The 22407-nt window shown below is 50.0% G+C and carries 20 protein-coding genes, 1 rRNA gene, 1 other RNA gene, 1 pseudogene and 1 riboswitch; of the genes and pseudogenes, 6 read left to right on the top strand and 17 right to left on the bottom strand.

Going from position 1 to position 22407, the window contains the following annotated elements; all coding sequences use genetic code 11:
- From F456_RS0120215 to F456_RS0120280, 14 genes are all read right to left on the bottom strand, one after another.
- Positions 1–75: ribosomal RNA gene (locus F456_RS0120215) — 16S ribosomal RNA — on the bottom strand; the annotation flags it as partial.
- Positions 76–604: 529 nt separating this feature from the next.
- Complete coding sequence (gene recR, locus F456_RS0120220; protein ID WP_018978853.1) at positions 605–1201, bottom strand: recombination mediator RecR; 597 nt, start codon at positions 1199–1201, stop codon at positions 605–607.
- 27 nt (positions 1202–1228) lie between these two features.
- Entirely contained in the window at positions 1229–1540 is a 312-nt protein-coding gene (locus F456_RS0120225) for a YbaB/EbfC family nucleoid-associated protein (protein ID WP_018978854.1), read from the bottom strand.
- Positions 1541–1599: 59 nt separating this feature from the next.
- Complete coding sequence (gene dnaX / locus F456_RS0120230) at positions 1600–3336, bottom strand: DNA polymerase III subunit gamma/tau (protein WP_018978855.1); 1737 nt, start codon at positions 3334–3336, stop codon at positions 1600–1602.
- A 189-nt stretch (positions 3337–3525) separates the two neighbouring features.
- An RNA gene (ffs, locus tag F456_RS24115) (signal recognition particle sRNA large type) lies at positions 3526–3793 on the bottom strand.
- 524 nt (positions 3794–4317) lie between these two features.
- Positions 4318–5595 (bottom strand): radical SAM family protein, encoded by a 1278-nt coding sequence (locus F456_RS0120240; RefSeq protein WP_018978857.1) that lies wholly within the window; start codon positions 5593–5595, stop codon positions 4318–4320.
- A gap of 32 nt (positions 5596–5627) precedes the next feature.
- Entirely contained in the window at positions 5628–6992 is a 1365-nt protein-coding gene (rho, locus tag F456_RS0120245) for a transcription termination factor Rho (RefSeq protein WP_018978858.1), read from the bottom strand.
- Positions 6993–7389: 397 nt separating this feature from the next.
- Positions 7390–8643, bottom strand: coding sequence for a UDP-N-acetylglucosamine 1-carboxyvinyltransferase (locus F456_RS0120250; RefSeq protein WP_018978859.1), 1254 nt, complete (start codon positions 8641–8643; stop codon positions 7390–7392).
- 216 nt (positions 8644–8859) lie between these two features.
- The gene (fba, locus tag F456_RS0120255; protein WP_018978860.1) at positions 8860–9714 is read right to left on the bottom strand and encodes a class II fructose-1,6-bisphosphate aldolase; all 855 of its coding nucleotides are present in this window, start codon (positions 9712–9714) and stop codon (positions 8860–8862) included.
- Between the two features lie 149 nt (positions 9715–9863).
- A complete protein-coding gene (locus F456_RS0120260; protein WP_018978861.1) occupies positions 9864–10229 on the bottom strand; it encodes a response regulator in 366 nt (121 codons plus the stop codon).
- Between the two features lie 262 nt (positions 10230–10491).
- A complete protein-coding gene (locus F456_RS0120265; protein ID WP_018978862.1) occupies positions 10492–12096 on the bottom strand; it encodes a CTP synthase in 1605 nt (534 codons plus the stop codon).
- A 288-nt stretch (positions 12097–12384) separates the two neighbouring features.
- Positions 12385–12903, bottom strand: coding sequence for a DNA-directed RNA polymerase subunit delta (rpoE, locus tag F456_RS0120270; protein ID WP_229675777.1), 519 nt, complete (start codon positions 12901–12903; stop codon positions 12385–12387).
- 157 nt (positions 12904–13060) lie between these two features.
- Positions 13061–14740 carry an arginine--tRNA ligase gene (gene argS, locus F456_RS0120275; RefSeq protein ID WP_018978864.1) on the bottom strand — a complete coding sequence of 560 codons (1680 nt, stop codon included), beginning with the start codon at positions 14738–14740 and terminating at the stop codon, positions 13061–13063.
- Complete coding sequence (locus F456_RS0120280; RefSeq protein ID WP_018978865.1) at positions 14730–15164, bottom strand: YwiB family protein; 435 nt, start codon at positions 15162–15164, stop codon at positions 14730–14732. The genes argS and F456_RS0120280 overlap by 11 nt, the downstream gene beginning before the upstream one ends.
- 233 nt (positions 15165–15397) lie before the next feature.
- Here F456_RS0120280 and F456_RS0120285 point away from each other — a divergent pair, with 233 nt between their 5' ends.
- Positions 15398–16075: a DNA-3-methyladenine glycosylase gene (locus F456_RS0120285; protein ID WP_018978866.1), complete on the top strand. Its 678-nt coding sequence runs from the start codon at positions 15398–15400 to the stop codon at positions 16073–16075.
- A 170-nt stretch (positions 16076–16245) separates the two neighbouring features.
- Here the strand turns inward: F456_RS0120285 and F456_RS0120290 are convergent, their stop codons facing one another.
- Complete coding sequence (locus F456_RS0120290; protein WP_018978867.1) at positions 16246–16758, bottom strand: YwhD family protein; 513 nt, start codon at positions 16756–16758, stop codon at positions 16246–16248.
- A gap of 455 nt (positions 16759–17213) precedes the next feature.
- Positions 17214–17352, top strand: a riboswitch (cyclic di-AMP (ydaO/yuaA leader).
- Between the two features lie 7 nt (positions 17353–17359).
- Between F456_RS0120290 and F456_RS0120295 the strand changes: the two genes are divergently transcribed.
- Complete coding sequence (locus F456_RS0120295) at positions 17360–17797, top strand: C40 family peptidase (RefSeq protein WP_026294010.1); 438 nt, start codon at positions 17360–17362, stop codon at positions 17795–17797.
- Between the two features lie 290 nt (positions 17798–18087).
- Positions 18088–18573 (top strand): GNAT family N-acetyltransferase, encoded by a 486-nt coding sequence (locus tag F456_RS0120300; RefSeq protein WP_018978869.1) that lies wholly within the window; start codon positions 18088–18090, stop codon positions 18571–18573.
- Here F456_RS0120300 and rbsK read toward each other — a convergent pair.
- Both rbsK and F456_RS0120310 read right to left on the bottom strand, forming a co-directional pair.
- Positions 18555–19532, bottom strand: a complete 978-nt coding sequence (gene rbsK, locus F456_RS0120305) for a ribokinase (protein WP_018978870.1) — start codon at positions 19530–19532, stop codon at positions 18555–18557. The genes F456_RS0120300 and rbsK overlap by 19 nt on opposite strands.
- Positions 19533–19553: 21 nt before the next feature.
- The gene (locus F456_RS0120310) at positions 19554–19847 is read right to left on the bottom strand and encodes a hypothetical protein (RefSeq protein WP_018978871.1); all 294 of its coding nucleotides are present in this window, start codon (positions 19845–19847) and stop codon (positions 19554–19556) included.
- Positions 19848–20073: 226 nt separating this feature from the next.
- Here F456_RS0120310 and motA point away from each other — a divergent pair, with 226 nt between their 5' ends.
- The 3 genes and pseudogenes from motA to tadA all read left to right on the top strand — a co-directional run.
- Complete coding sequence (motA, locus tag F456_RS0120315) at positions 20074–20874, top strand: flagellar motor stator protein MotA (protein WP_018978872.1); 801 nt, start codon at positions 20074–20076, stop codon at positions 20872–20874.
- Positions 20858–21688 (top strand): flagellar motor protein MotB, encoded by an 831-nt coding sequence (locus F456_RS0120320; RefSeq protein WP_018978873.1) that lies wholly within the window; start codon positions 20858–20860, stop codon positions 21686–21688. Before motA ends, F456_RS0120320 begins: the two co-directional genes overlap by 17 nt.
- A 199-nt stretch (positions 21689–21887) precedes the next feature.
- Positions 21888–22382: pseudogene (gene tadA / locus F456_RS24950) on the top strand (tRNA adenosine(34) deaminase TadA); the annotation flags it as partial.
- Positions 22383–22407 lie beyond the last annotated feature (25 nt).

The raw sequence follows: 22407 nt of genomic DNA on the forward strand, positions 1-22407 counted from the left end.
TCAACTCCGCTCGACTTGCATGTATTAGGCATGCCGCCAGCGTTCGTCCTGAGCCAGGATCAAACTCTCCATTAAAGTTGCGATTCCGAGGAATCGACTTATCTAGAAAGCACCATGTGCTCGTTAAAACGTGGCGATTCTTGATTACTCAAGAACCTTTTATTCTCGCGGTGACCGAAGTCACCGTAACTCACTCATTGTTCAGTTTTCAAAGAACAAACCTTGTTGTGCTTGTTTCTTTCGTGCGTCGCTGCATCTCAGCGGCGACTTTTATATCCTATCACAACGCCGGTCAGTTCGTCAAGCACTTTTTTTGAACTTCTTTTTCAGTGCTGATTTCCTGTTCGGTTGTGATGACTCTCTCTCGAAGAGCCGATTAATAATGTACCATATACTTAGAAAGCAAGTCAACAACTAGTTTTATGTTTTATCGATTATTTTACACAATCAATACGACAGCTCGCTAACTCGTTACGGTACAATAAATGGATTATACAATGAAAACGCTTTGCTGTCAGCGGAATTTTATAAAAGCATGTAAAAAAGGCGCAGCCAGAGTGTCCTCCGGATCTGCACCTTTTGTCTGCTGTGAAATGAGAACCTCTTACAGCTCTCTGCGTCCCTCCAAAGCTTTGGACAACGTCACTTCATCCGCATACTCCAAGTCGCCACCTACTGGTAGGCCATGGGCAATACGCGTTACCTTGATTTCAAAAGGACGAACAAGCCGCGAAATGTACATGGCCGTTGCCTCGCCTTCGATATTAGGGTTGGTAGCCAAGATCAGTTCCTGCACCCGCTCATCGCTAAGACGGGTTAGCAGCTCTTTGAGCCGGATATCGTCAGGGCCGATTCCTTCCATTGGAGAGATCGCACCATGCAGTACATGATAGTAACCGTCGAATTCTTTGGTTCGTTCCATAGCAACCAAGTCTCTGGGATCCTGCACTACACAAATGACCGAGGCATCGCGGGACTTATCCTGGCAGATTCTGCAGGGATCGGTATCTGTAATATTGCCGCATACCGAACAGTAATGAAGATTACGCTTTACGCTGACGAGGGCTTTGGCAAAGTCGATTACGTCGTCTTCTTTCATGCTCAATACATGAAAGGCCAGTCTCGCAGCCGTTTTCGGCCCGATTCCGGGCAGATGAGAGAAAGCATCGATCAGTTTGGCAATCGGCTCCGGATAATACAAGGCCACACTTCCCTTTTAAAGAATAGTTTAGAACAGACCTGGGATCTTCATTCCGTTTGTGAATTTGCCCATATCCTGGTTCGCCAGTTCTTCGGCTTTACCAAGCGCGTCGTTAACAGCCGTCAGGATCAAATCCTGCAGCATTTCTACGTCATCCGGGTCCACTGCTTCAGGTTTGATATTGATCGCAATCAACTTTTTATGTCCGTTGACTTCGACACTCACTACTCCGCCGCCAGAAGTACCTTCGACTTTTTTCGTGCCGAGTTCTTCCTGAGCTTTCATCATTTGTTCCTGCATTTTCTTAACCTGTTTCATCATCTGGTTCATGTTATTCATCGCAATCTCTCCTTAAAGTGGACCTCGGCACCCTCGCGACGCGATATGCCGGGCAGCATTTATTCTTTAATGACAACCAGATTCTCCCCGAACAAATTCAACGCTTCATCTACCCAGGGCTCTTTGCTGCCGCTTTCCTCTTCATGTTCAAGCTCCAGCACTTCTGACTTTGGAGAAGCAGCGGATTCGGTTGACTCATTCCAATCTTTCTGCATGATCGTCACCAAATTCCATTCGCCGCCCAATAGTTCGGCAAGTACCTGCTCCACGACCTGACGGTTAGCCGGCTTCTCAATAGTTTCCCGGTGGATATCGTTCTTGAATGCAACCAGCACAGAGTCGTCCAGCGCCGATACAGGCTCACCATTGGTAAACCAAGCGTGTACCGTCACCTTTTCTTCTTTTACCCGCTGCAGCACTTGATTCCACTTGCCCCGGATATCCTTGAACGAGGCATCTTCCCTACGAGCGAGATATTGATCCATATGCGGAGGCAGCTTGGCCATTCGGGAAACGCGAGGAGCACTTTGGCGTACCGCAGCACGTCCTCCCGCCTGTTCGCCTCCACCACCGGAAGCCGGAGCTCCACTGCGCATTACCTGTTCCAGCTTTTTCTCCAACTCGGCAACTTTGCCTTCCAGTCTTTGAACAGCTTGAGAGTCCGCCGGAACCGCATCCGATCGTTTATTACTCACGGACGTTTCCGTACCGGTACTCTGACTCACCAGATTAAGCAGTGCCACTTCGAACAGCATCTGCGGATTGGCTGCATACTTCATCTCATTTTGATAGCGGCTCAGCGTATCGATCGTGTGGAATAGGTTCTCTTTGGAAAAGCGCTCCGCGACATCTTGAAAAGATGCGGCATCCAGCACGCGCTCAGTCAAATGTTCTGCATTGGGTACCATCTTAATCATCAGCAGATCGCGGAAGTAATAGAGAAGATTCTCCATACATTTGTCTGCGCTCTTGCCTTCCTGCATCCAGCTTTCTACGGTCTGCAGCACGCCTCCTGCATCTTTTGCAGAAAGCGAGTCGGCCAACGCCGAGAATTGCTCCGAAGCGATCCCTCCGGTCATGCCGAGTACCTGCTCGTAAGTCACCTTGCCTTCGGTAAATGCGGAGATCTGATCGAGCACGCTCAGCGCATCCCGCATTCCTCCATCAGACAAACGCGCAATGTACTGCAAAGCGCTCTCTTCGGCATCAATCTGCTCTTCATGGCAAATCTCAGCGAGCCTTCCGGTCTGTTCTTCCAACGATACGCGCCGGAAGTCGAACCGCTGGCAGCGCGAGATGATTGTCGCTGGCAGCTTATGCGGTTCCGTTGTGGCCAGAATAAACATTGCATGCTCTGGCGGCTCTTCCAGCGTCTTCAGCAAAGCGTTGAACGCTTCCGTCGTAAGCATATGCACTTCGTCGATAATATAAACTTTACGACGAACTTCAGTTGGAGCGTATTTGATCTTGTCACGCAGATCCCGGATCTCTTCCACACCCCGGTTGGAGGCGGCATCGATCTCGAGCACATCCATCACCGCACCGGAAGCAATACGTTTGCACGTCTCGCACTCGTTGCATGGTTCCGGAGCAGGTCCTTTTTCACAGTTGACGGCTTTGGCCAAGATCTTCGCGGCACTCGTCTTGCCTGTCCCCCGCGGTCCACTGAACAAATAGGCATGAGACACCCGCTGTTCGCGGATCGCGTTCTGCAGCGTTCGAATAATATGCTGTTGTCCCACCATGTCTTGGAACGACTGAGGCCGCCAAGCACGGTAAAGCGCAATATGTTCCATCAGCGGCTCCTTCTTTTTGGACTTTCATCTTCCCTTTATTATACTATATTTCCGGTCCGATAAAAACGACGCCCCGGCTATTTACACCATACAAATTCAACTTTTTCGAAAAATTATCTATTTATAAAAAAACAAAAAACATCCCTGCCTGCGGCAAAGATGTTGGTCGTATGAATCAATAAAATAAAACCGTGCACCCGTCTTCGATACGATGCCATCCAAGCGGCACCTCTACACAATAACTCGGGCTAGGCCACCCTCCGGCACAAGAGCGGGCCCGCTTATGGCTGCTTCCTTCCGGACCTGACCAGGTTCACGAGTGCTCATTGCGGAGGACCAAACCGTCAACATTATGTGTAGAGACCAAACCTTACAGGGCAAGACCTCGAACGGGAATTCAACCTCGCTATAGCGGATTGCGAGTTACAGGGCACCGCTACCTCCCCATCTAGCACGGCATCCTTTATTATACGTGATAAAAAGGTAAAACGCAAACAGGCCGGCAATGTCTTTGCCGGCTGGGGGAGGCTGCGATTTCGATTGGGGAAGCAACGGTTTCGATTGGCGCTCCGGTTGTTTTTCCACTCAGGCATAGATTGATGCCTGAGTAGTCGGGAAAAGCCAAAGGTCGCTTCAATTCGAAACCGCAGCCTCCTGCGTTCCCTCTTTTTTATAGAGGGGACGTAATTGACGAAGAAGCCCTGCGGTTATTTAGCCGCAGGGCTTCTTCGTCTCACTGTTGAGTTCGTTTTCGCTTCCCGTTTAAGGGGAAGCGGGGGAGGGCTTCTCGATGTACCTGCTTACGAGGTTCATGCGAAGCCAGATCAGCACGAAAAAGGCGGACTGCACAGTCCGCCCCCCAGCGAGCTTGATTATGACTGAGAGCGACTTCGGCTTTGCTTCAACTAAGGCTTGAGACCGCAGTCTCAAGCTCAAGAAGCAAAACGAGCGGAGCGAACGGGCATAATCAAGCGAGCCGATTTAAGCGAGCCCACTTACCGGAGGCTTCGCCCGACGCTGATCAACCGGCGGTACATGGGTATACGAGCCGATGACAACATTCGGCAGTTCCTCTCGGAAAATCTGAAGCATCTGCTTCATGCCGAGCAGCTCGCCGCGCGCAGGCGGAATAAGCTCCATGTAACTTTCCGGATCGATATTCAAGTTGCGCATCTGGATCAGCTTCAGATCCGTGCGGCGCGCAAATTCGATCATTGCCTCGATCTCTTCTTCGCGATCGGTAACACCCGGGAAAATCAGGTAATTGATAGAGGTATAGACTCCCTGCTGGGCCGCATAAATCATAGACTTTTCGACGTTGGCCAGCGTATAAGCGCGCGGCTTGTAATAAGCGTTGTAATGATCGTCCAACGCACTGATTGTGCTAACGCGCATTAGATCCAGACCTGCATCTACGATGCCACGGATGTGGTCGGTCAGGCCCGCGTTCGTATTGATGTTGATATAACCCATATCCGTACGGGAACGCACTTCGCGCATCGCTTCGATAATGATTTTGGCTTGAGTGGAAGGCTCGCCTTCGCAGCCTTGTCCAAAGCTGATGATCGATTCCGGTGTCTTGAGATGCTCCATCATGATCTGCACGATCTCATCCGTACGAGGACGGAAATTCATTCGGGTCTGCGGCGCAACAAAGCCGCTGTCGTCCGGCTGCTCGGAAATACAGCCAAAGCATCCTGCGTTGCAAGAGTAAGAAACCGGGACTCCGCCTTCCCAGCGGCCGAGGAACGTGTTCGACGACGTCAGACATTCGTAACCGAGTGCACAATTCGACAAATGCTGATACAACCGGTTCTCCGGGTATTTTTCAATAAAGTCGTGGACTTTTGTATTTAATTCTTTTTTATCACAGTTTTCAGGGTTCCATTTTTCCGGATCATCGCACTGTTCTGCCGTTACATAGAAGCGTCCTTCTTTCCAGACAACTGCCGAATAACCGAACAGAGGCAGCTTGTACTCCTTGTCCGTTTTCACATAACCAGGCAGAGCCAGGCGCGTAAATCCCTGTGGCAGCAAAGCGCCAACTGCCTGCATACCGTCAAGGGCCACCATTTCTCCGCTTTCGGGATCGAGTGCCACAGGCTTAGTGCTCGGCAGGCCGACAAGTGTCGCGCCGTCCGGCAGTGGAATAAGCTCGTCATCCATAATTTCGATAATCATATCGGCGCTGCGCGCCAGAGCAAACAGTTCGGGGTGATCGTATACGTTGCCGTCTTGATCGGCATAAACCAAATGCATGGGTAAAAGTCTCCTTTATATCGGACTTGCGCCTAGTTGCTTGGAACAGGAGCGGAAGCGGTCCGCGCCGGGCGTCTGGTTACACCGGAAGATGAGCTGCTGCCACTGCTCTTCGATGACGAAGAAGTCGGCTTAGGCTTTGCTCCGTTCTCACCGGCCGTGTCGAAAGACGCCATAAATTCAGCGTTGGTTGCGGAATTTCTGAGTTTCTTGAGGAAGCCTTCTACAAAATCGAACGAATCGTTCATGTTTTTGCGAATATGCCATACAGTATCCAGCTCTTCCTTGGAAAGCAGCATCTCTTCTCGGCGCGTTCCCGAACGACGAATATCGATTGCTGGGAAGATTCGACGCTCGGCAAACTTCCGATCCAGATGCAGTTCCATATTGCCGGTACCTTTAAATTCTTCATAGATAATATCGTCCATTCTGGAGCCGGTGTCAATCAGTGCCGTAGCAAGAATCGTCAAGCTGCCGCCTTCTTCGACGTTACGGGCAGAGCCGAAGAAACGTTTAGGACGATGGAAGGCTGCAGGATCAATACCGCCGCTAAGCGTACGACCGGACGGTGGAATGACCAAGTTGTAAGCACGTGCCAGCCGCGTAATACTGTCGAGCAGAATAACGACATCTTTTTTGTGTTCGACCATGCGGAGCGCACGCTCCAATACCAGTTCGGCCACTTTAATGTGGTTTTCCGGCAGCTCGTCGAAAGTAGAGGCTACGACTTCCCCTCTAACTGAGCGCTGCATATCCGTTACTTCCTCCGGACGTTCATCGATCAATAGTACGAATAGCTCGATTTCCGGATTGTTTTCGGAAATGCTGTTCGCTACTTCTTTAAGCAGCTGCGTTTTTCCCGCTTTTGGCGGTGCAACGATAAGGCCGCGTTGACCAAGTCCGACTGGAGCGATCAGATCCATGATACGTGCGGACAAGCGGTTCTGCGTTGTTTCCAAAGAAAGTTTCTTCTCCGGATACAGCGGAGTAAGCGCCGGGAAATGCAGCCGTTCTGCAGCCGTTGCCGGATCCAACCCATTTACCGCATTGACTTGAAGCAAACCGAAATAACGCTCGTTTTCTTTTGGCGCACGGCACTTGCCTGAGACGAGATCGCCGCTGCGTAGGTCGAATTTACGAATCTGGGAAGCCGAAATATAAATATCTTCCGTGCTCGGCAGGTAGTTGATCGGACGAAGGAAGCCATAGCCCTCTGGCAGTACTTCAAGCACACCCTGCATAAACATAAGTCCGCTTTGCTCCGCTTGTGCACGAAGAATGGCAAAAATCAGTTCTTTTTTCTTCATTTGACTGTAATACGAGATCTGGTACTGCTTGGCCAATTTATAGAGATCCGTAAGCTTCATTTCTTCCAGATCGGAAATTTGCAAATCCATGTAAAATAACCACCTATTCAATTTTATATTGGAAGACTCCGCCGACTCCTCAATGGAGCGCTTGATCGGACGTCGAATTAGCTATCTTAATATATGAAGACCAAAGTTATTCGGGACAGACGCAGGAAGCCGATCGCATTATGCGCTGCTTCAATCATGCGGCCACAGTCGATAAAGGTGTAGTGTTCGGTTAGGTGTGATCGAAAAGCGGGTAAACGTACGCTGTCATTCGAATTTAGGTTCGGGAACGATTCCGAATAGATGGGAGTAAAACGACTGGAAATGAAAAACGGAGAAAAAATTTTCTGTTTGAGACAACATTACCCATTTAAACAAACTGTGATTCGACTAACGTGCAAAAGGTGCGGACGCGGCCAAAGACCGCGTCTGCGTAAAATCAAATTGTCTGGCGCCACACGTTGGCACCAAGGTTTCGAAGATTGGTTACCAGATTGTCGTAACCCCGATCAATGTATTCTACACCCTCGATCTCGGTTACGCCGCCTTCTACAGTCAGACCGGCAATAACAAGCGCCGCTCCTGCACGCAGATCTGCAGCTTGTACTTTGGCTGCATTCAGTGTTCCGCCTTCGATAACGGCCGAACGACCTTCGACGCGAATCTTTGCGCCCATGCGTACCAATTCGGGAACATGTTTGAAACGGTTGCTGTATACAAAATCGCTGAGAACGCTCGCGCCGTTTGCCTGTGTCAGCAGGCTGGTCATCGGTGACTGCAGATCAGTCGGAAAACCCGGATAGACCAGTGCCTTAACATCGATATGCTGGTAATCGGGTCCACCGATAATACGGATGCTCTCGTCCATTTCTTCAACCGTTACGCCCATTTCCTGCAGCTTGGCTGTCAGCGCCTCAAGATGTTTCGGAATTACGCTATCAATAAGGACATTACCGCGCGTTGCTGCTGCGGCAATCATATAAGTACCGGCCTGAATACGGTCGGGAATAATCGAGTGACGGCAGCCGTGCAAAGTCTGAACGCCTTCGATACGAATCGTTTCCGTACCGGCGCCCTTGATGCTGGCTCCCATGGAATTGAGTAAAGTCGCTACGTCTATAATTTCAGGCTCTTTGGCCGCATTTTCGATAATTGTGGAGCCTTTGGCTTTGGCAGCCGCCAGCATAATATTGATTGTCGCGCCTACACTTGCGACATCGAGATAAATCTTGGTTCCGCGAAGTTCTTCGGAATGAAGATGGATTGCACCATGTTCATTTACCGCAGTTGCACCCAGCGCTTCAAAGCCTTTAATATGCTGATCGATAGGACGAGGTTCAAAATTGCAGCCTCCAGGAAGCCCAATCAGTGCCTCACCGAATTTACCGAGCAGCGCGCCCATCATATAATAAGAAGCCCGCAGCTTTTTAACCGGCCCATTGGGCATCGGAATGGATTTGACATTTGAAGGATCGATTCGCATCTGACTGCCTTCCCAAGATACGCGTGCACCGAGTCCTTCCAGAATTTCGGCATAAACCGCTACATCGCTGAGCAGCGGAAGATTGTCCAGTATCACTTCGGAATCTGCGAGGAGTGCCGCGGGAATAAGTGCGATTGCACTGTTTTTCGCACCGCTAATCGTTACCGTTCCTTGAAGCGGACGTCCGCCTGTGACCATTAATTTTTCCATAAGTTCAAAGGTCCCCCTACTTGTTATACAGCCATTCGAAAAAGACTGGAAATGATGGCGGTAAGCAAAGCAAGGTCCCGCCTGCCCGGAAAAAGATCTAGGCTTAAAACAAAATGGAAAGACACCGTTTAAACGGTGACCTTTCCATAATGAATGAGTGCTTCGGATTTTGCAATAAAAACCAGCCCTACGCGCAAAAAAGATAAAACGTGGCGCTTAGGCTTTGTTGCTGGAACCGAATTCTTTGATTTTGCCGATAACTGTAGCTTTGATCGCATCGCGGCCCGGTACGATGAACGTACGTGGATCGTAAGCGTCCGGCTTAGCAGCCAAAACTTCGCGAACGACTTTCGAGAAAGCGATTTGGTTTTCGGTATTTACGTTGATTTTCGATGTGCCCAGGGAGATTGCTTTTTGAATATCGTGAGTCGGGATTCCTGTACCGCCGTGCAGTACGAGTGGAAGGCTAACCGCATTGCGGATTTCTTCCATCTCTTTGAAGCCCAGGTTTGGTTCGCCAAGGTAAGGACCGTGTACGGAACCCAGTGCCGGAGCCAGAGTGTCGATACCTGTTTCCTTAACAATGCGTACGCACTCGTCGAGGTCAGCGTACATGATGCCGCCGATTACGTCGTCTTCCTGTCCGCCTACTGTACCAACTTCAGCTTCTACGGAAGCGCCTTTGGCATGAGCGTATTCAACGACTTTTTTCGTCATTTCGATGTTCTCTTCGATCGGGTGGTGCGAACCGTCGATCATGACGGAAGTAAAACCAGCGTCCAGAGCCGCTTTACACTTGTCGAAGCTCGAACCGTGGTCGAGGTGAATGGCAACCGGAACCGTGATGCTCATGTCCATCAGAAGGCCTTCAACCATTTTCACGACTGTATTGAAACCGCCCATGTGACGAGCTGCGCCTTCGGATACACCGAGAATTACCGGCGATTTTTCTTCTTCAGCAGCGCCCAGGATGGCTTGCGTCCACTCGAGGTTATTGATATTGAATTGACCTACCGCGTATTTTCCTTCAAGAGCTTTGTTCAACATGTCTGTCATCGAAACTAATGGCATGGTTGTTCCTCCTAATTAAATGTTGGATTCTATATTGAGCCGATATCCATACTTTTTCATTATACCACTCTCGCCCCAAATACTAAACAGGCAGGTTGCAAAGTCTCTACGATTTTGCATGAAAGACCGCAAAGTCCCTTGTTTGACTATTACCCTTGCAGGTACCGTCCGACCGCCAAGCGCATTTCGTCGATATCAAATGGCTTTGTAAAATGCATCAATGCCCCTTGATCCTTCGCTTCCTTAATCATATCCAGCTCTCCGTAGGCGGTCATCATAATCACTTTGATTTCAGGATCCATAGCTTTGATATGCCGTAAAATTTCCAAACCGTCCATTCCTGGAATTTTCATATCCAGCAGCACGAGGTCGGGACGATCGCTTTGAAGAAGTTCTAGAGCTTCCTTTCCGTTGGCCGCCTGATAAGTCTTGTATCCTTCGCTTCCAAATACTTCGGTCAGCAGCATACGAATTCCGTTTTGATCGTCGACGATCAAGATTTTCTGCTCACTCATTCGTTTATCCCCCCTGGTTGGTTTCCGCCGCATGACTATTTTTAAAAAACTGCGCCGGAAATGCTTTATATGATGTGCAGGAGTTCCGCACTTCGTTATGAGTTTGTATCGCTTAAGAGACTTATTCGACTTTTTACGGCAACTTCCTGCCAATTCCAGCAGGAAGCCCGAATATTTCCCAGCAGAAAACGGCAGTAAAGAGAAATTATAAAAAAGAAGGACCGGATTCTATCCGGTCCTTCTTTTTTATTAAGTGATCCTATTAATCGATCGAGTACGTGATAGCGGCCTTAACAAATTCGCGGAACAGCGGCTGTGGACGATTCGGTCTGGAAGTGAATTCCGGATGGAATTGTACAGCCAGGAACCACGGATGGTTCGGCAGTTCAACAATTTCAACGAGTCGTCCGTCTGGCGATGTTCCGGAGATCACGAGACCCGCTGCTTCGATCTGCTCGCGGTAAGCGTTGTTGAATTCATACCGGTGACGGTGTCTTTCATACACCAGTTCATCGTCGTAGCATTGCATAGCCAGCGAACCTTCCACCAGTTTGCAAGGATACAGACCCAGACGCATTGTGCCGCCCAGATCTTCGATGTCCTTCTGTTCCGGAAGCAGATCGATAACCGGGAAAGTCGTCGTCGGATCGATCTCGGAGCTGTTCGCACCTTCCATATTAGCCAAAGCGCGCGCATATTCGATAACCGATACCTGCATCCCAAGACAAATGCCGAAGAACGGTATATTGTTCTCGCGCGCATAGCGGATCGCCGTAATCTTACCTTCGATGCCGCGATCGCCGAAGCCGCCTGGAACCAGAATACCGCCCAGTCCGCCAAGCAGTTCATCGACGTTGCCTTCTTCAATCTCTTCCGCATCCACCCAGCGGATCTTCACTTCCGCATTGGCGTCAAAGCCAGCATGCGACAGCGATTCAACAACACTCAAGTAAGCATCGTGAAGCGCAACGTATTTGCCGACAATTGCGATCTCCACTGTCTTCTCAAGCTTCCCGATTCGGTTGACCAGCGCTTCCCATTCTGTCATATCCGGCTCCGGAGTGTCGAGCTTAAGATGCTTGACAACAATCTCGTCCAGACCTTCGGCGCGCAGATTCAACGGCACTTCGTACAGCGTTGCTGCATCTCGGCATTCTACGACGGCGTCCTTGTCCAGATCGCAGAACAGACCGATCTTCGCTTTGGTATCTTCAGACAACTCATGTTCCGTCCGACAAACGATAACGTTTGGCTGAATCCCGATGCTTCGCAGTTCCTTAACACTGTGCTGGGTCGGCTTGGTCTTGATCTCTCCGGCTGCTTTAATGTAAGGAATCAACGTAACATGGATGTACATTAAGTTGTCGCGGCCTACATCGCTGCGCATCTGACGAATCGCTTCCAGGAACGGAAGACTCTCGATGTCGCCTACCGTACCACCGATTTCGGTGATGACAACATCGGAACCGGATTCGCGTCCGGCACGCATAATGCGTTCCTTGATTTCATTCGTAATATGAGGAATAACCTGCACCGTACCGCCCAGATATTCACCGCGACGCTCTTTGCTGATGACCGAGGAGTAGACTTTACCTGTCGTTACATTGCTGTTCTTCGACAGATTGATGTCAATGAAACGCTCGTAGTGACCCAAATCCAGATCCGTCTCCGCTCCATCGTCGGTAACGAACACTTCGCCGTGCTGATATGGGCTCATTGTTCCCGGGTCGACGTTAATGTATGGGTCAAATTTTTGAATCGTCACTTTCAAGCCTCTATTTTTCAAAAGCCTGCCGAGCGATGCGGCCGTAATGCCTTTACCGAGTGAAGACACGACCCCACCCGTTACGAAGATATACTTGGTCACTGCAAAAAACCCCCTGTGTGTTCATTGTGAATAAAAACGTTCCGGCGCATCGGATTTAACAAAGCGGGATGGCTGCGTGTATGGAAAAAACACCCTATAAAAAACAAAAAAAGTGACACCCGTGTCCACGGGGCACTTTTTATCGTCTCTTGCATATATTCCGTACTTAAATCAAAAGCCCAAGCAATAGTTTACCTGTTGGCTCAAGGGCTGTCAAGCAGGGAAAACGCGCATTTTCAGCCCAAATTCTCGTCAACGAAAAGTGTTCCAAGAAGGAAGAACCAGCGCTTAGCGTTCGCTATCGGCGTCGTCTTCCTCTTCGTCTTCCTCTTCTTCCATCAGTTCATCTTCACCGATTTCTTCGTCTTCGATATCTTCATCTTCGTCGATTTCGTCGTCGACAATTACATCTTCGTCCACGTCTTCCTCGTCAGCGTCGAACAGATCATCGTCCTCGTCTTCATCGTTCGTGTCATCGAACGCTTCTTCGTCGGCATCGGCGATCAGCGTAGTTTCGTCATCCAGATCATCGTCGTCCTCGTCGTTAATAATACGCGGACGCTTGGTGCCCAAGATCGGATCTTCGGATTTTTCAATCGGATACCAGCGCTTCAGGCCCCAGAGGTTGGTACCTACGCAGGCAAAACGGCCGTCAATATTGATCTCCGTGTAGAGTTGAGCGATCATGTTCGCCGCTTCTTCATCCGTAAGGCCGCGCTGACGCGCGACTTCTTTCATAAGATCCGGATAATAATAAGGTTCATTGACTTTCTTCAAAATCAAGAATGCCAGATCGACCATTGGCATTTCGCGAATTTTCTCTTGATCAATCGATAATTCAATAGATGCAGGTGTCAAGTGCGACACTTCCTCTCCAACATAATGCAATTCGGTCATACAGAAAAAGTCAACCTAAGTAAAACCTATCCGCGCTTAAAATGCAAGAAGCGCGGATGATTTCTTGTTACATCCGTTCCGGAGCCGACACACCGATCAGACGAAGCACATTGGCGATAACGATACGGACAGCACCCAGCAGCGCCAAGCGGGCTTGAGTAACAGCCGCGTCTTCTGTAATGAAGCGCTCCGCTTTGTAATAACTGTGCAGCATCGCCGACACTTCATATACATAGCGGGTCAGGCGGTGCGGTGCATAACCTTCCGCAGCGATACGGATTTCTTCCGGCAGTTCGCCCAGTTTGCGAAGCAGATCGTATTCATGCTCAGCCGTCAGTTTGGACAGATCAACCTGTTCAAGCGGCAGCACAGAAACATTTTGTTCTTCCGCCTGGCGGAAAATGCTGCAGATGCGCGCGTGCGCATACTGCACGTAGAAAGCCGGATTCTCGTTCGACGTCGAAACGGCGAGATCCATGTCAAAGTCCAGATGCGAATCCATGCTGCGCATTGTGAAGAAGTAACGCATCGGATCGACACCTACTTCATCCATCAGATCCTCCATCGTTACGGCCTTACCGGTACGCTTGGACATTTTGACTTTCTCTCCGCCTTGGAAGAGGCTGACCATCTGCGCGATCAACACAATCAATTTGTCCGCATCGTTGCCGAGGCCCTGCATGGCGGCTTTCATCCGCGGAATATAGCCGTGGTGATCGGCGCCCCAGATATTCATGACTTTGTCGAACCCGCGCGCATATTTGTCTCTATGGTAGGCGATGTCCGGTGTCAGATACGTATAAGTACCGTCGTTTTTAATCAGCACGCGGTCCTTGTCGTCGCCGTACTTGGTCGTTCTCAACCAAGTCGCACCGTCCAGTTCGTACACTTCGTCACGGCTGCGCAGTTCGTCGAGCGCATCCAGCACCTGTCCATTCTCGTACAGCGACGTTTCACTGAAGAAGACATCAAAGTGTACGCGGAAACGATCGAGATCCCGGCGGATTTTCTGCATTTCTTTTTCCAGTCCGTACGTACGCAGGTATTCCATCCGTTCGCCTTGGCTCATCGCCAGCAGACGGTCTCCTTCAATCTCGACAAGCTCCTTGGCAAAGCCTTTGATATCCTCGCCGTAGTAGCCGTCTTCCGGCATCTCCGCACTCTGTCCCAGCTCCTGCTTATAGCGGGCTTCGAGCGACAGGCATAAGTTCGTTACTTGTTTACCCGCGTCATTAATGTAGTATTCGCGTGTAACGTCGTAGCCGGCGAAATCAAGCAAATTGCACAGCGCATCACCTACAGCCGCCCCGCGAGCATGTCCAAGGTGAAGGCTTCCGGTAGGATTGGCACTGACAAATTCGAGCTGAACCCGCTGACCCTTGCCGTCTTCGATACGTCCGTAATTCTCACCCTGTGCATGAACGGTACCAACAACCGGATACAGGTAGCTCTTGTTCAGCGTAAAGTTGATAAATCCGGGTCCTGCAATATCCGCACGCTCGATTCCGGCCGCTTCGCGGTCCAGATTTTCGAGGATCGCTTCGGCGATCATACGCGGGTTCTTTTTAGCGATCCGGGTCAGCTGCATGGCGGCATTGGTGGCCAAATCGCCGTGCGTCTTCTCCTTCGGTACTTCCAGCCCAATTTCCGGAATGTCGCTTTCAGCTACAAGGCCGGATTTGGCGATTGCCTGGGCGACTGCCGTTCTTACAGTGTTTTCAAGCTGTTCAAGCGGGTTAATCGTCATGTTGGTTGACTTCCTCCTGTATGGTTAAGCTAACGGCAAAATGACCCGAGATTACGTCTTGAACTTCCAACTCGTATTCCCAGTGAATCTCTCCCGTGGGGCCCTGCATGCGTACGCGAAGTTCCCGAGTATGGGCAACCATCGCAAAACGCGTGTAAGGCGAACGGTAAAAACCGGGCAAACTGCTCCCCTTGCGGAAAGACTGCTCCGATTCCACCTCGCCGTGGCGGATGACTTTGAGTTCTTCTTCCGTGACTTTAAGCAGTGTCCGTACGCTCTCCCGGCTTCCGTCGGCACCAGGCTCCTCGTAACGGATATACAGCGATTTTTCTTTCTGAAAAACCTGTCCGGCGAGCGTCTGCTCGACCGTCTCTTCGTCCTGTCGGCTGACAATCCGGATAAGGACACGGCTCATGTCTTGCATATCGCTTTCGCTCCAATCACTCTAATGAAGATTTCTTCTATAGTACTATAGCATATTCTAGCTGCCCGGCGGTCCGAATTCAAACAACTCGTTCGGAAAAAATAGAGGTATCCTACAGCATGTTTCGCACGCCGGCTGCTCTTTTCGGTTCGCTGACAACTTCTGACGTTTATTAGGATAGAAGAAACGCGGCAGCATATGCCTGATGCGAACCGACTTAAGGAGGAATAACGATGCAGCCTCATGCCCATAACGAATCGCGTACGGGTTTCCGGCCGCTCCCGGCTTCCCTGTATTCTTCCACGGCACTTGAAGCTTCTCCCCGTCTGCTGGGACAGACTCTGGTACGCCGTACCGAGATCGGGGAAATCCGGAGTCGAATCGTTGAAACGGAAAGTTACGGCGGCGTGGAAGACAAAGGAAGTCATGCCTATGGAGGACGCCGAACCTCCCGTACGGAGATTATCTTCAGCGCTGGTGGCCCGGCTTATATCTATCTGATTTACGGAATGTATCATTGTTTGAATGTCGTTACGGGGGAAAAAGACAACCCGCAGGCCGTTTTGATTCGTGCTGTCGAACCCTTGACCGAAGAAGATGAACGTCGCATGCGATTTTTTCGCAAAATCAAATCTAAAAAAATTGCCGACTTGTCGGGTGGACCCGGTAAGCTGTGCAAAGCACTCGATATCGACAAATCCCTGAATGGCTGCCGGCTGACCGTCCCAACCAGTCCGCTGTATCTTGAAGCCGGCGAAGATCCTTCCGGCTTGGAGATCGTTTGCGGTCCGCGAATCAATATCGATTATGCCGAGGAATACGCAGCCAAGCCATGGCGCTTTTTCATCAAGGACCATCCTTACGTTTCTATAAACGACAAAGCAAATCCACCCAAACCTTTTTACCTGTAAATTCATAGAACAGAAAAAAGCGCCGGCCTCCTTGTTAGGAGATCAGACGCTTTTCGCCATATCCTCGAACATCGAGTATTTCATACAGATCCCCTGTCTTCTCGAGCTGCCACGCTTCTCAGCGCCTCGATCCAAATATGGGACTCGGATTAGAAACTCAACTAAACCACTTATCCGCCCAGCTCCTGCTTCAACTCTTCCGGCGAACGGTTCCACCATTCTTCATTATGCGTAGTCAGCAGCTTTTTGAGCGCCGCTTTTGATTCTTCATCCATCTCGTTCAGCATAATTCTCCGTTTGATCGCATAATCCAGCTTGTTTACGTGATCGGCCAGAATTTTGAATCCACGCTTGCTCTCGCTGTTGATCCACATTTCGCAGGCTGTTGCACCCGCGTAGCTTCCGCCTTCTTCAGTCTTGTCGACCGCTACCCAAACGAGCCACACCCGGCGTCCGCCTTCGGCATCCTCGCGATTGGCCGTAAACTTGATTCCGCGCTCTACCTTGCTCTTGGCATGCATCGCGCCTACGTCGATTCGGGCTTCACCTTCGTCTATAATAACCGGTGATACGTTGTTCAAGTTGATGGCTCCGGTGCCGAAGCCCTTATGTTTGCTGCTTTTTTGACTGCTGCTGATAATATTGAGCCCAATCGGCTTTTTGCCTATTTGCTTGTCTTCCATAGCGGGAATTCGCGCCCCTTTCGGCAAGTAAATTCATCCAAATTCTTGCAAAACGTCAATCTTTTTTCATGAAACTCTTTATCATTTTCTATTCTATCCGATAAAAAGACGAAAGCAAAACAAAAAAACCTGGATTTGACCGGGTAAAATAAGTAAAAAAACGCCTGATTGACTGCTCCAGACGACAAATGCAAACTTAATTTTCGACAAATATTCCCTTTTTAACTTCAGTAAAACCCTACAGCCGCAAGGTTTTGCTCGTTTTGGTGGAAGGTCCGTGTCAAACGTGCACTAAAATAAAGTTAAATAAAGGTTTGCCAACAGCTGAGTCCTTTGCTACAATGTGACTTGTGAGTAGTAACAACTTTGTAAACTTTGATTCAAGCCATATAGCAAAACACAACAAATACGGTACGAACATCATGAATAGACAACTGGAGCTTTTTCGGTGCAAACCAAGATCTAAGCCAAATTCCGGCACCGGGAAGCGGGGGAACCAGTTATGGGTGAATTGACTTCGCAACGAAGGAGTCATAGGGGGACCTTCTCAACCGAATCCTTAAGCTAACCTCGCAGGCAATATGGAAGGGGTACAATGTCTTTGAAGAAGAAGCTGACAGCCGCAGTAATGGGTCTGGCAATCGCGTTCAGCGTTGCAACCACAGGAAACGCTCATGCAGACTCCCAATTGGACAACGTAATTGACACAACACTTGGAACACCTTACCGCACTGCGGGAACTTCGCTTAACGGATTTGACTGCTCGGGATTCACAAGCTATGTGTTCGACAAATTGGGCATTGATCTGCCGCGTCAATCTTCCGCTCAATATGGAGCCGGGACCAAGGTTAGCAAGAGCGACCTGCGCGCAGGAGATCTCGTATTCTTCAACACAAACGGCAGAGGCATTTCGCATGTTGGCATTTATGTCGGCAACGGCAAATTCGCCCATGCGTCGTCTTCGAACGGAGTTCGTTACGACAGCCTGAGCTCGAGTTACTATGCGAATCGTTATGTGGGCGCTTCTCGCGTAATGTAATAAGCATGTACTACAAATTCGTAGACAGCCGAGAGAATGTACAATTAGTGCTAGCCTTTATATGAATAATAATTAAGCCGCATTTTGATGATTACTCTCATCGGATGCGGTTTTTTAATGCGACTGTTTATCGCTTTTCCAACCAGTTGATGTTCTAATACGCGGCAGAAGCAATAAGGTTGCGGATCCTTCAATTTTCTCAACGTGTTATAAATGGATTACCCCGCACAACAAGAGCTAAACGATTTTTTCTATTTTTTGGTCATTTTTTTGAAAAGGAGCGATACCGTATGCCGGAAGAGCTGTTTGAAGTCCACCCTATGACGGCAGAGGAAGCGGAAGCTGTCTGCGGTTGGGTCTATGAACCTCCTTACGATATTTATGGATGGATGCCTTGGGAAGAAGTAAAAAAGCTCGAGATCGAATTCGGCGATCCCGAGCTGCGCAGACAGCAGTATGTAACGGTTCATCGAGACGGCACCCTCTGCGGATTTGCTCAACTGTTCCCGCTGGGCGGTACAACACGACTTGGAATCGGCATGCGGCCGGATTTCTGCGGCCAGGGAATGGGAGCGCTCTTCGTTCACGCTGTAGTGGAAGAAGCGCTGCGCCGTATTCCCGGCCAGGAGATCGACCTGGAAGTGCTAACCTGGAATCAACGGGCGATCAAAGCCTATCAGAAAGCCGGCTTTGCGATTACCGATCTGTACGAGCGAATGACGCCTGATGGAATGAAGCCATTCTATTGTATGGTGTATCAGCTGCCTGCCGAATAAAGTCTGCGAACATCCGCTTCGGCAGGCATGCCGTCTTGTGCACCCAGACGTGTAACAGCCAAAGCAGCTGCGCAGGCGGCATAACGGGCAGCCTCGGGAAGCCCTTTTCCGCGCGCCAGCGCCACGGCGAGTGCGGCGCTGAAGCAGTCCCCCGCCCCTGTCGTATCGACGACCGGGCCGGCCTGTACAGCCGGGATCACCTTGGGCTCCTGGCCCTGCTGCTCAAGCACGAGCGCTCCGGCTTCACCAAGCGTCGTAACGACAGCGCCGCAGCTTGCGGCAGCCAGCTTCTGTGCGGCTTCGTGCAGCCGCTCTTCGCCCCCAGCGGACTCGCCTGTCAAAATGGCGAGTTCGCCGAGGTTTGGCGTAAGCACGCTCGCGCTGCGCAGCAGAGCGTCAGGCAGTGCCGCCGCAGGCGCTGGATTGAGCACGACAATCGCACCCCCTTCGCGCGCAATACTCGCCGCTCGTTCGGCGGCATCCAGCGGAATCTCCAGCTGGATGAGCACGGCGTCCGCCTCCTGCAGCAGGCGGACACATTCCGGCGCGGCAAGCTCTTCCACGCTTAAGCTGCCGTTGGCACCCGGATAGACAACAATCCGGTTATCGCCGCCGGCAAGCCAGATTGACGCCGCTCCGCTTGGCGTTCCTTCCCTCCGCAGCACACGGGAAGTATCAATGCCCTCCCTTTTCAGAGCACCGGTCATCTCTTCCCCGAATCCGTCCGTTCCTACCGCTCCGATCATCGATACCTGCGCACCCAATCGAGCTGCGCACACGGCCTGATTGGCTCCTTTGCCGCCCGGCAGCAGATGCATGGCCGTTCCGAGAAGGGTCTCCCCTTGTTCGGGTGCCCGTTCGCTTTCCGTGACAATATCCATGTTCAAGCTTCCGACAACGACAATTCGGGGCGCAGTATTTTTCTCGCAGCTCAGCCTTTCAGATTCCTTCTTATTCATTAGAAAATTCCTCCGCTTCTTCTAGACCAATGCCACGAAAGTCATTTGTTTTTCTCCGATCAAAATATTGATTCGATGCAGGTCCGTATCGTGGATCACGATCGCACTTCCTACCTCTATAGATGGGCGGGTTCCCAATGCATAGAACAAATCTTCCGCAAGTGCCTCATGCACCTCCAGACGATCCTCTGTCCCAAGCCGCTCCCAATCTTCCGAATCCATTTCGAAAAACAAGTAGCTGTCCGGAATCAATGATACCGCTTTCGTTAAATCCTGCAAAATGTCTCCATAATCTCTTCCGTGTTTAACTCCCATTGTTTTTGCTCCTTTTTTGTACATTATTGTGAACCGACTATCTTATTTTCATTATAGCGCAATTTATCTCTTAAAAAAAAAGCTCCCCCTGTCGATAAAAAAGATATCGAGATGCAGGGTGTTTTAAGGTCACTTACACGGTTTAGAGGTCCGTTTCTGCAGTCCGCACAGGCCAGGGATGGCCAAAGTGTATGAAAGTTTATATTCTCATGGATGAGGTGCTTGTATGGAATTATCGTCTCTTATTGGTTTGGTTCTTGCTTTGGTTTCCATTTTTGTCGGCATGATTTTAAAAGGAGCTCCACTCGGCTCTTTGATGGTTCCGGCAGCTTATCTAATTATCATCGGGGGTACGGCATCTACCATATTCGTCGGTTTCCCAATGAGCGATCTGAAAAACTTTCCGAAGCTGGTCAAAATTTTCTTATTCAAGCCTAAAATGATCGACAAAGCCGCATTGGTCAGCATGTTTATGGAATGGGCTTCGATTACCCGTCGTGAAGGTCTGCTTGCACTCGAGTCCAAGGTCGATGAAATTGACGACGATTTCCTCCGCAACGGAATGCGGATGATTATTGACGGTAACGACCAGGAATTTGTCAGCGATGTTTTGATGGAAGATATTCATGCTATGGAAGAACGCCACCGTGTCGGTGCTCAAATTTTCTCTCAAGCCGGTATGTATGCTCCAACGCTCGGCGTTTTGGGCGCCGTGGTCGGTCTGATCGCCGCACTGGGCGAGCTTTCCGATATGAATAAATTGGCACACGCTATCGCCGCCGCGTTTATCGCAACCCTGCTCGGGATCTTTGTAGGTTATGTACTTGCCCATCCGATCTCTAATAAACTGAAGCGCGTGTCCAAAAAAGAAGTCGAAGTACGGATGATGATGGTCGAAGGATTGCTGTCCATCCAATCAGGTGTATCGACCATCGCGATTAACCAGAAGCTGGCCGTATTCCTTACTCCTACCGAGCGCAAAAAGTTAGAAGAAAAGGGAGGCGATTCGGGTGGCCAAGAAAGCTAGACCGGAACACCACGAAGAACATGCCGACGAAAGTTGGCTTCTTCCCTATTCTGACCTTATGACGCTTCTACTTGCTCTCTTTATCGTACTGTACGCCATGAGTTCGGCCAACGTTAGCAAATTCGAAGCGATGGCCGAAGCCTTCGACTCCGTATTTCACGGTGGAAAAGGCATCATGGATCATACATCGACAAACCAAGACAACAATTCGCAAGATGGTGCGAAAAGTGTGGAAGAAATGGCTGAACAAGCCGCTGTCAAGAAGAAAGATACGGCTGATGAGACACTCGCCAAGCTGAAGCAGAAGGAACAGCAAGAACTGACCAAGCTGAAAAAGCAGCTGGACAGCTATATTAACAAAAATGGCTTAACCAGTCAGCTTGAGACTAATCTTAACCAGTCGCAGCTGCAGATCACCATTAGTGACAAGGCGCTGTTCGCCTCCGGCGAAGCGACGGTCAAGCCGAGTTCCCGTACACTGGCAGCTTCAATCGCCAACATTCTAAAAAACTTCCCGGGCTACAACATCCAAGTAATCGGTCATACGGATAACGTGCCGATCTACAACAGCAGTTTCAAGTCTAACTGGGATCTTAGCTCCTCTCGAGCCAATAACTTCATGCAGGTTCTGCTGAAGAACCCAAATCTTGATCCAGTGCGCTTTACTTCAATTGCAGCAAGTGAGTATCATCCGATTGCTTCTAATGCAACGGAAGCCGGACGTGCACAGAATCGCCGGGTTGAAGTCTCGATCATTCGCAACTATCAAGACGCCACGAATACAATCAGCACAAGCAACACAACTTCTCCTTAAGCGATCAACATTAACGAAGCCTCTTTCCCAGGAAAGAGGCTTTTTATCCACAGGCGATTCACAAATCCACAAACGTAAGGTAAGATATGTGCATAACACTGTGGACTAGTCCATAGTTATCCACAAGTTTGTGCACACGATGTTAACAACGGAATGCCTGTTCGATGGATATCCTTCTTCGAACGTAGAAAGGAGCTTTATCGTTTTGGAAGTTTCATCTAACGAAAATCATGAATATTGGATGCGCCTGGCGATCGAAGAAGCACATAAAGCACAATCAATCGGCGAAGTTCCGATTGGTGCGATCATTGTACGCAATGGTGAGATTGTAGGCCGCGGATATAATTTGCGGGAGACGACACACGATGCTACCGCCCATGCCGAAATGATTGCGATTCGCGAAGCCAGCGAGCGAATCGGCGCTTGGAGGCTGCTCGATTGTACATTGTATGTCACACTGGAACCTTGTCCAATGTGCGCTGGAGCCATTGTCCAAGGACGTGTCCCGTTAGTCGTTTATGGCACGCCTGATCCAAAAGCAGGCTGTGCAGGTACTTTAATGAATCTGCTGCAGGAACCTCGCTTCAATCATCGTACGGAACTGATCGAAGGTGTACTCCGTGAGGAATGCGGAAGTTTATTGTCCGATTTTTTCCGAGAGCTTCGGCTGCGGTTGAAGGAACGCAAAGCGCTTTTGAAAGCAAGCGAAGCCGGCTTAA

Origin of the sequence: Saccharibacillus kuerlensis DSM 22868, from assembly GCF_000378145.1 — a bacterium.
GTDB classification, from domain to species: Bacteria; Bacillota; Bacilli; order Paenibacillales; family Paenibacillaceae; genus Saccharibacillus; species Saccharibacillus kuerlensis.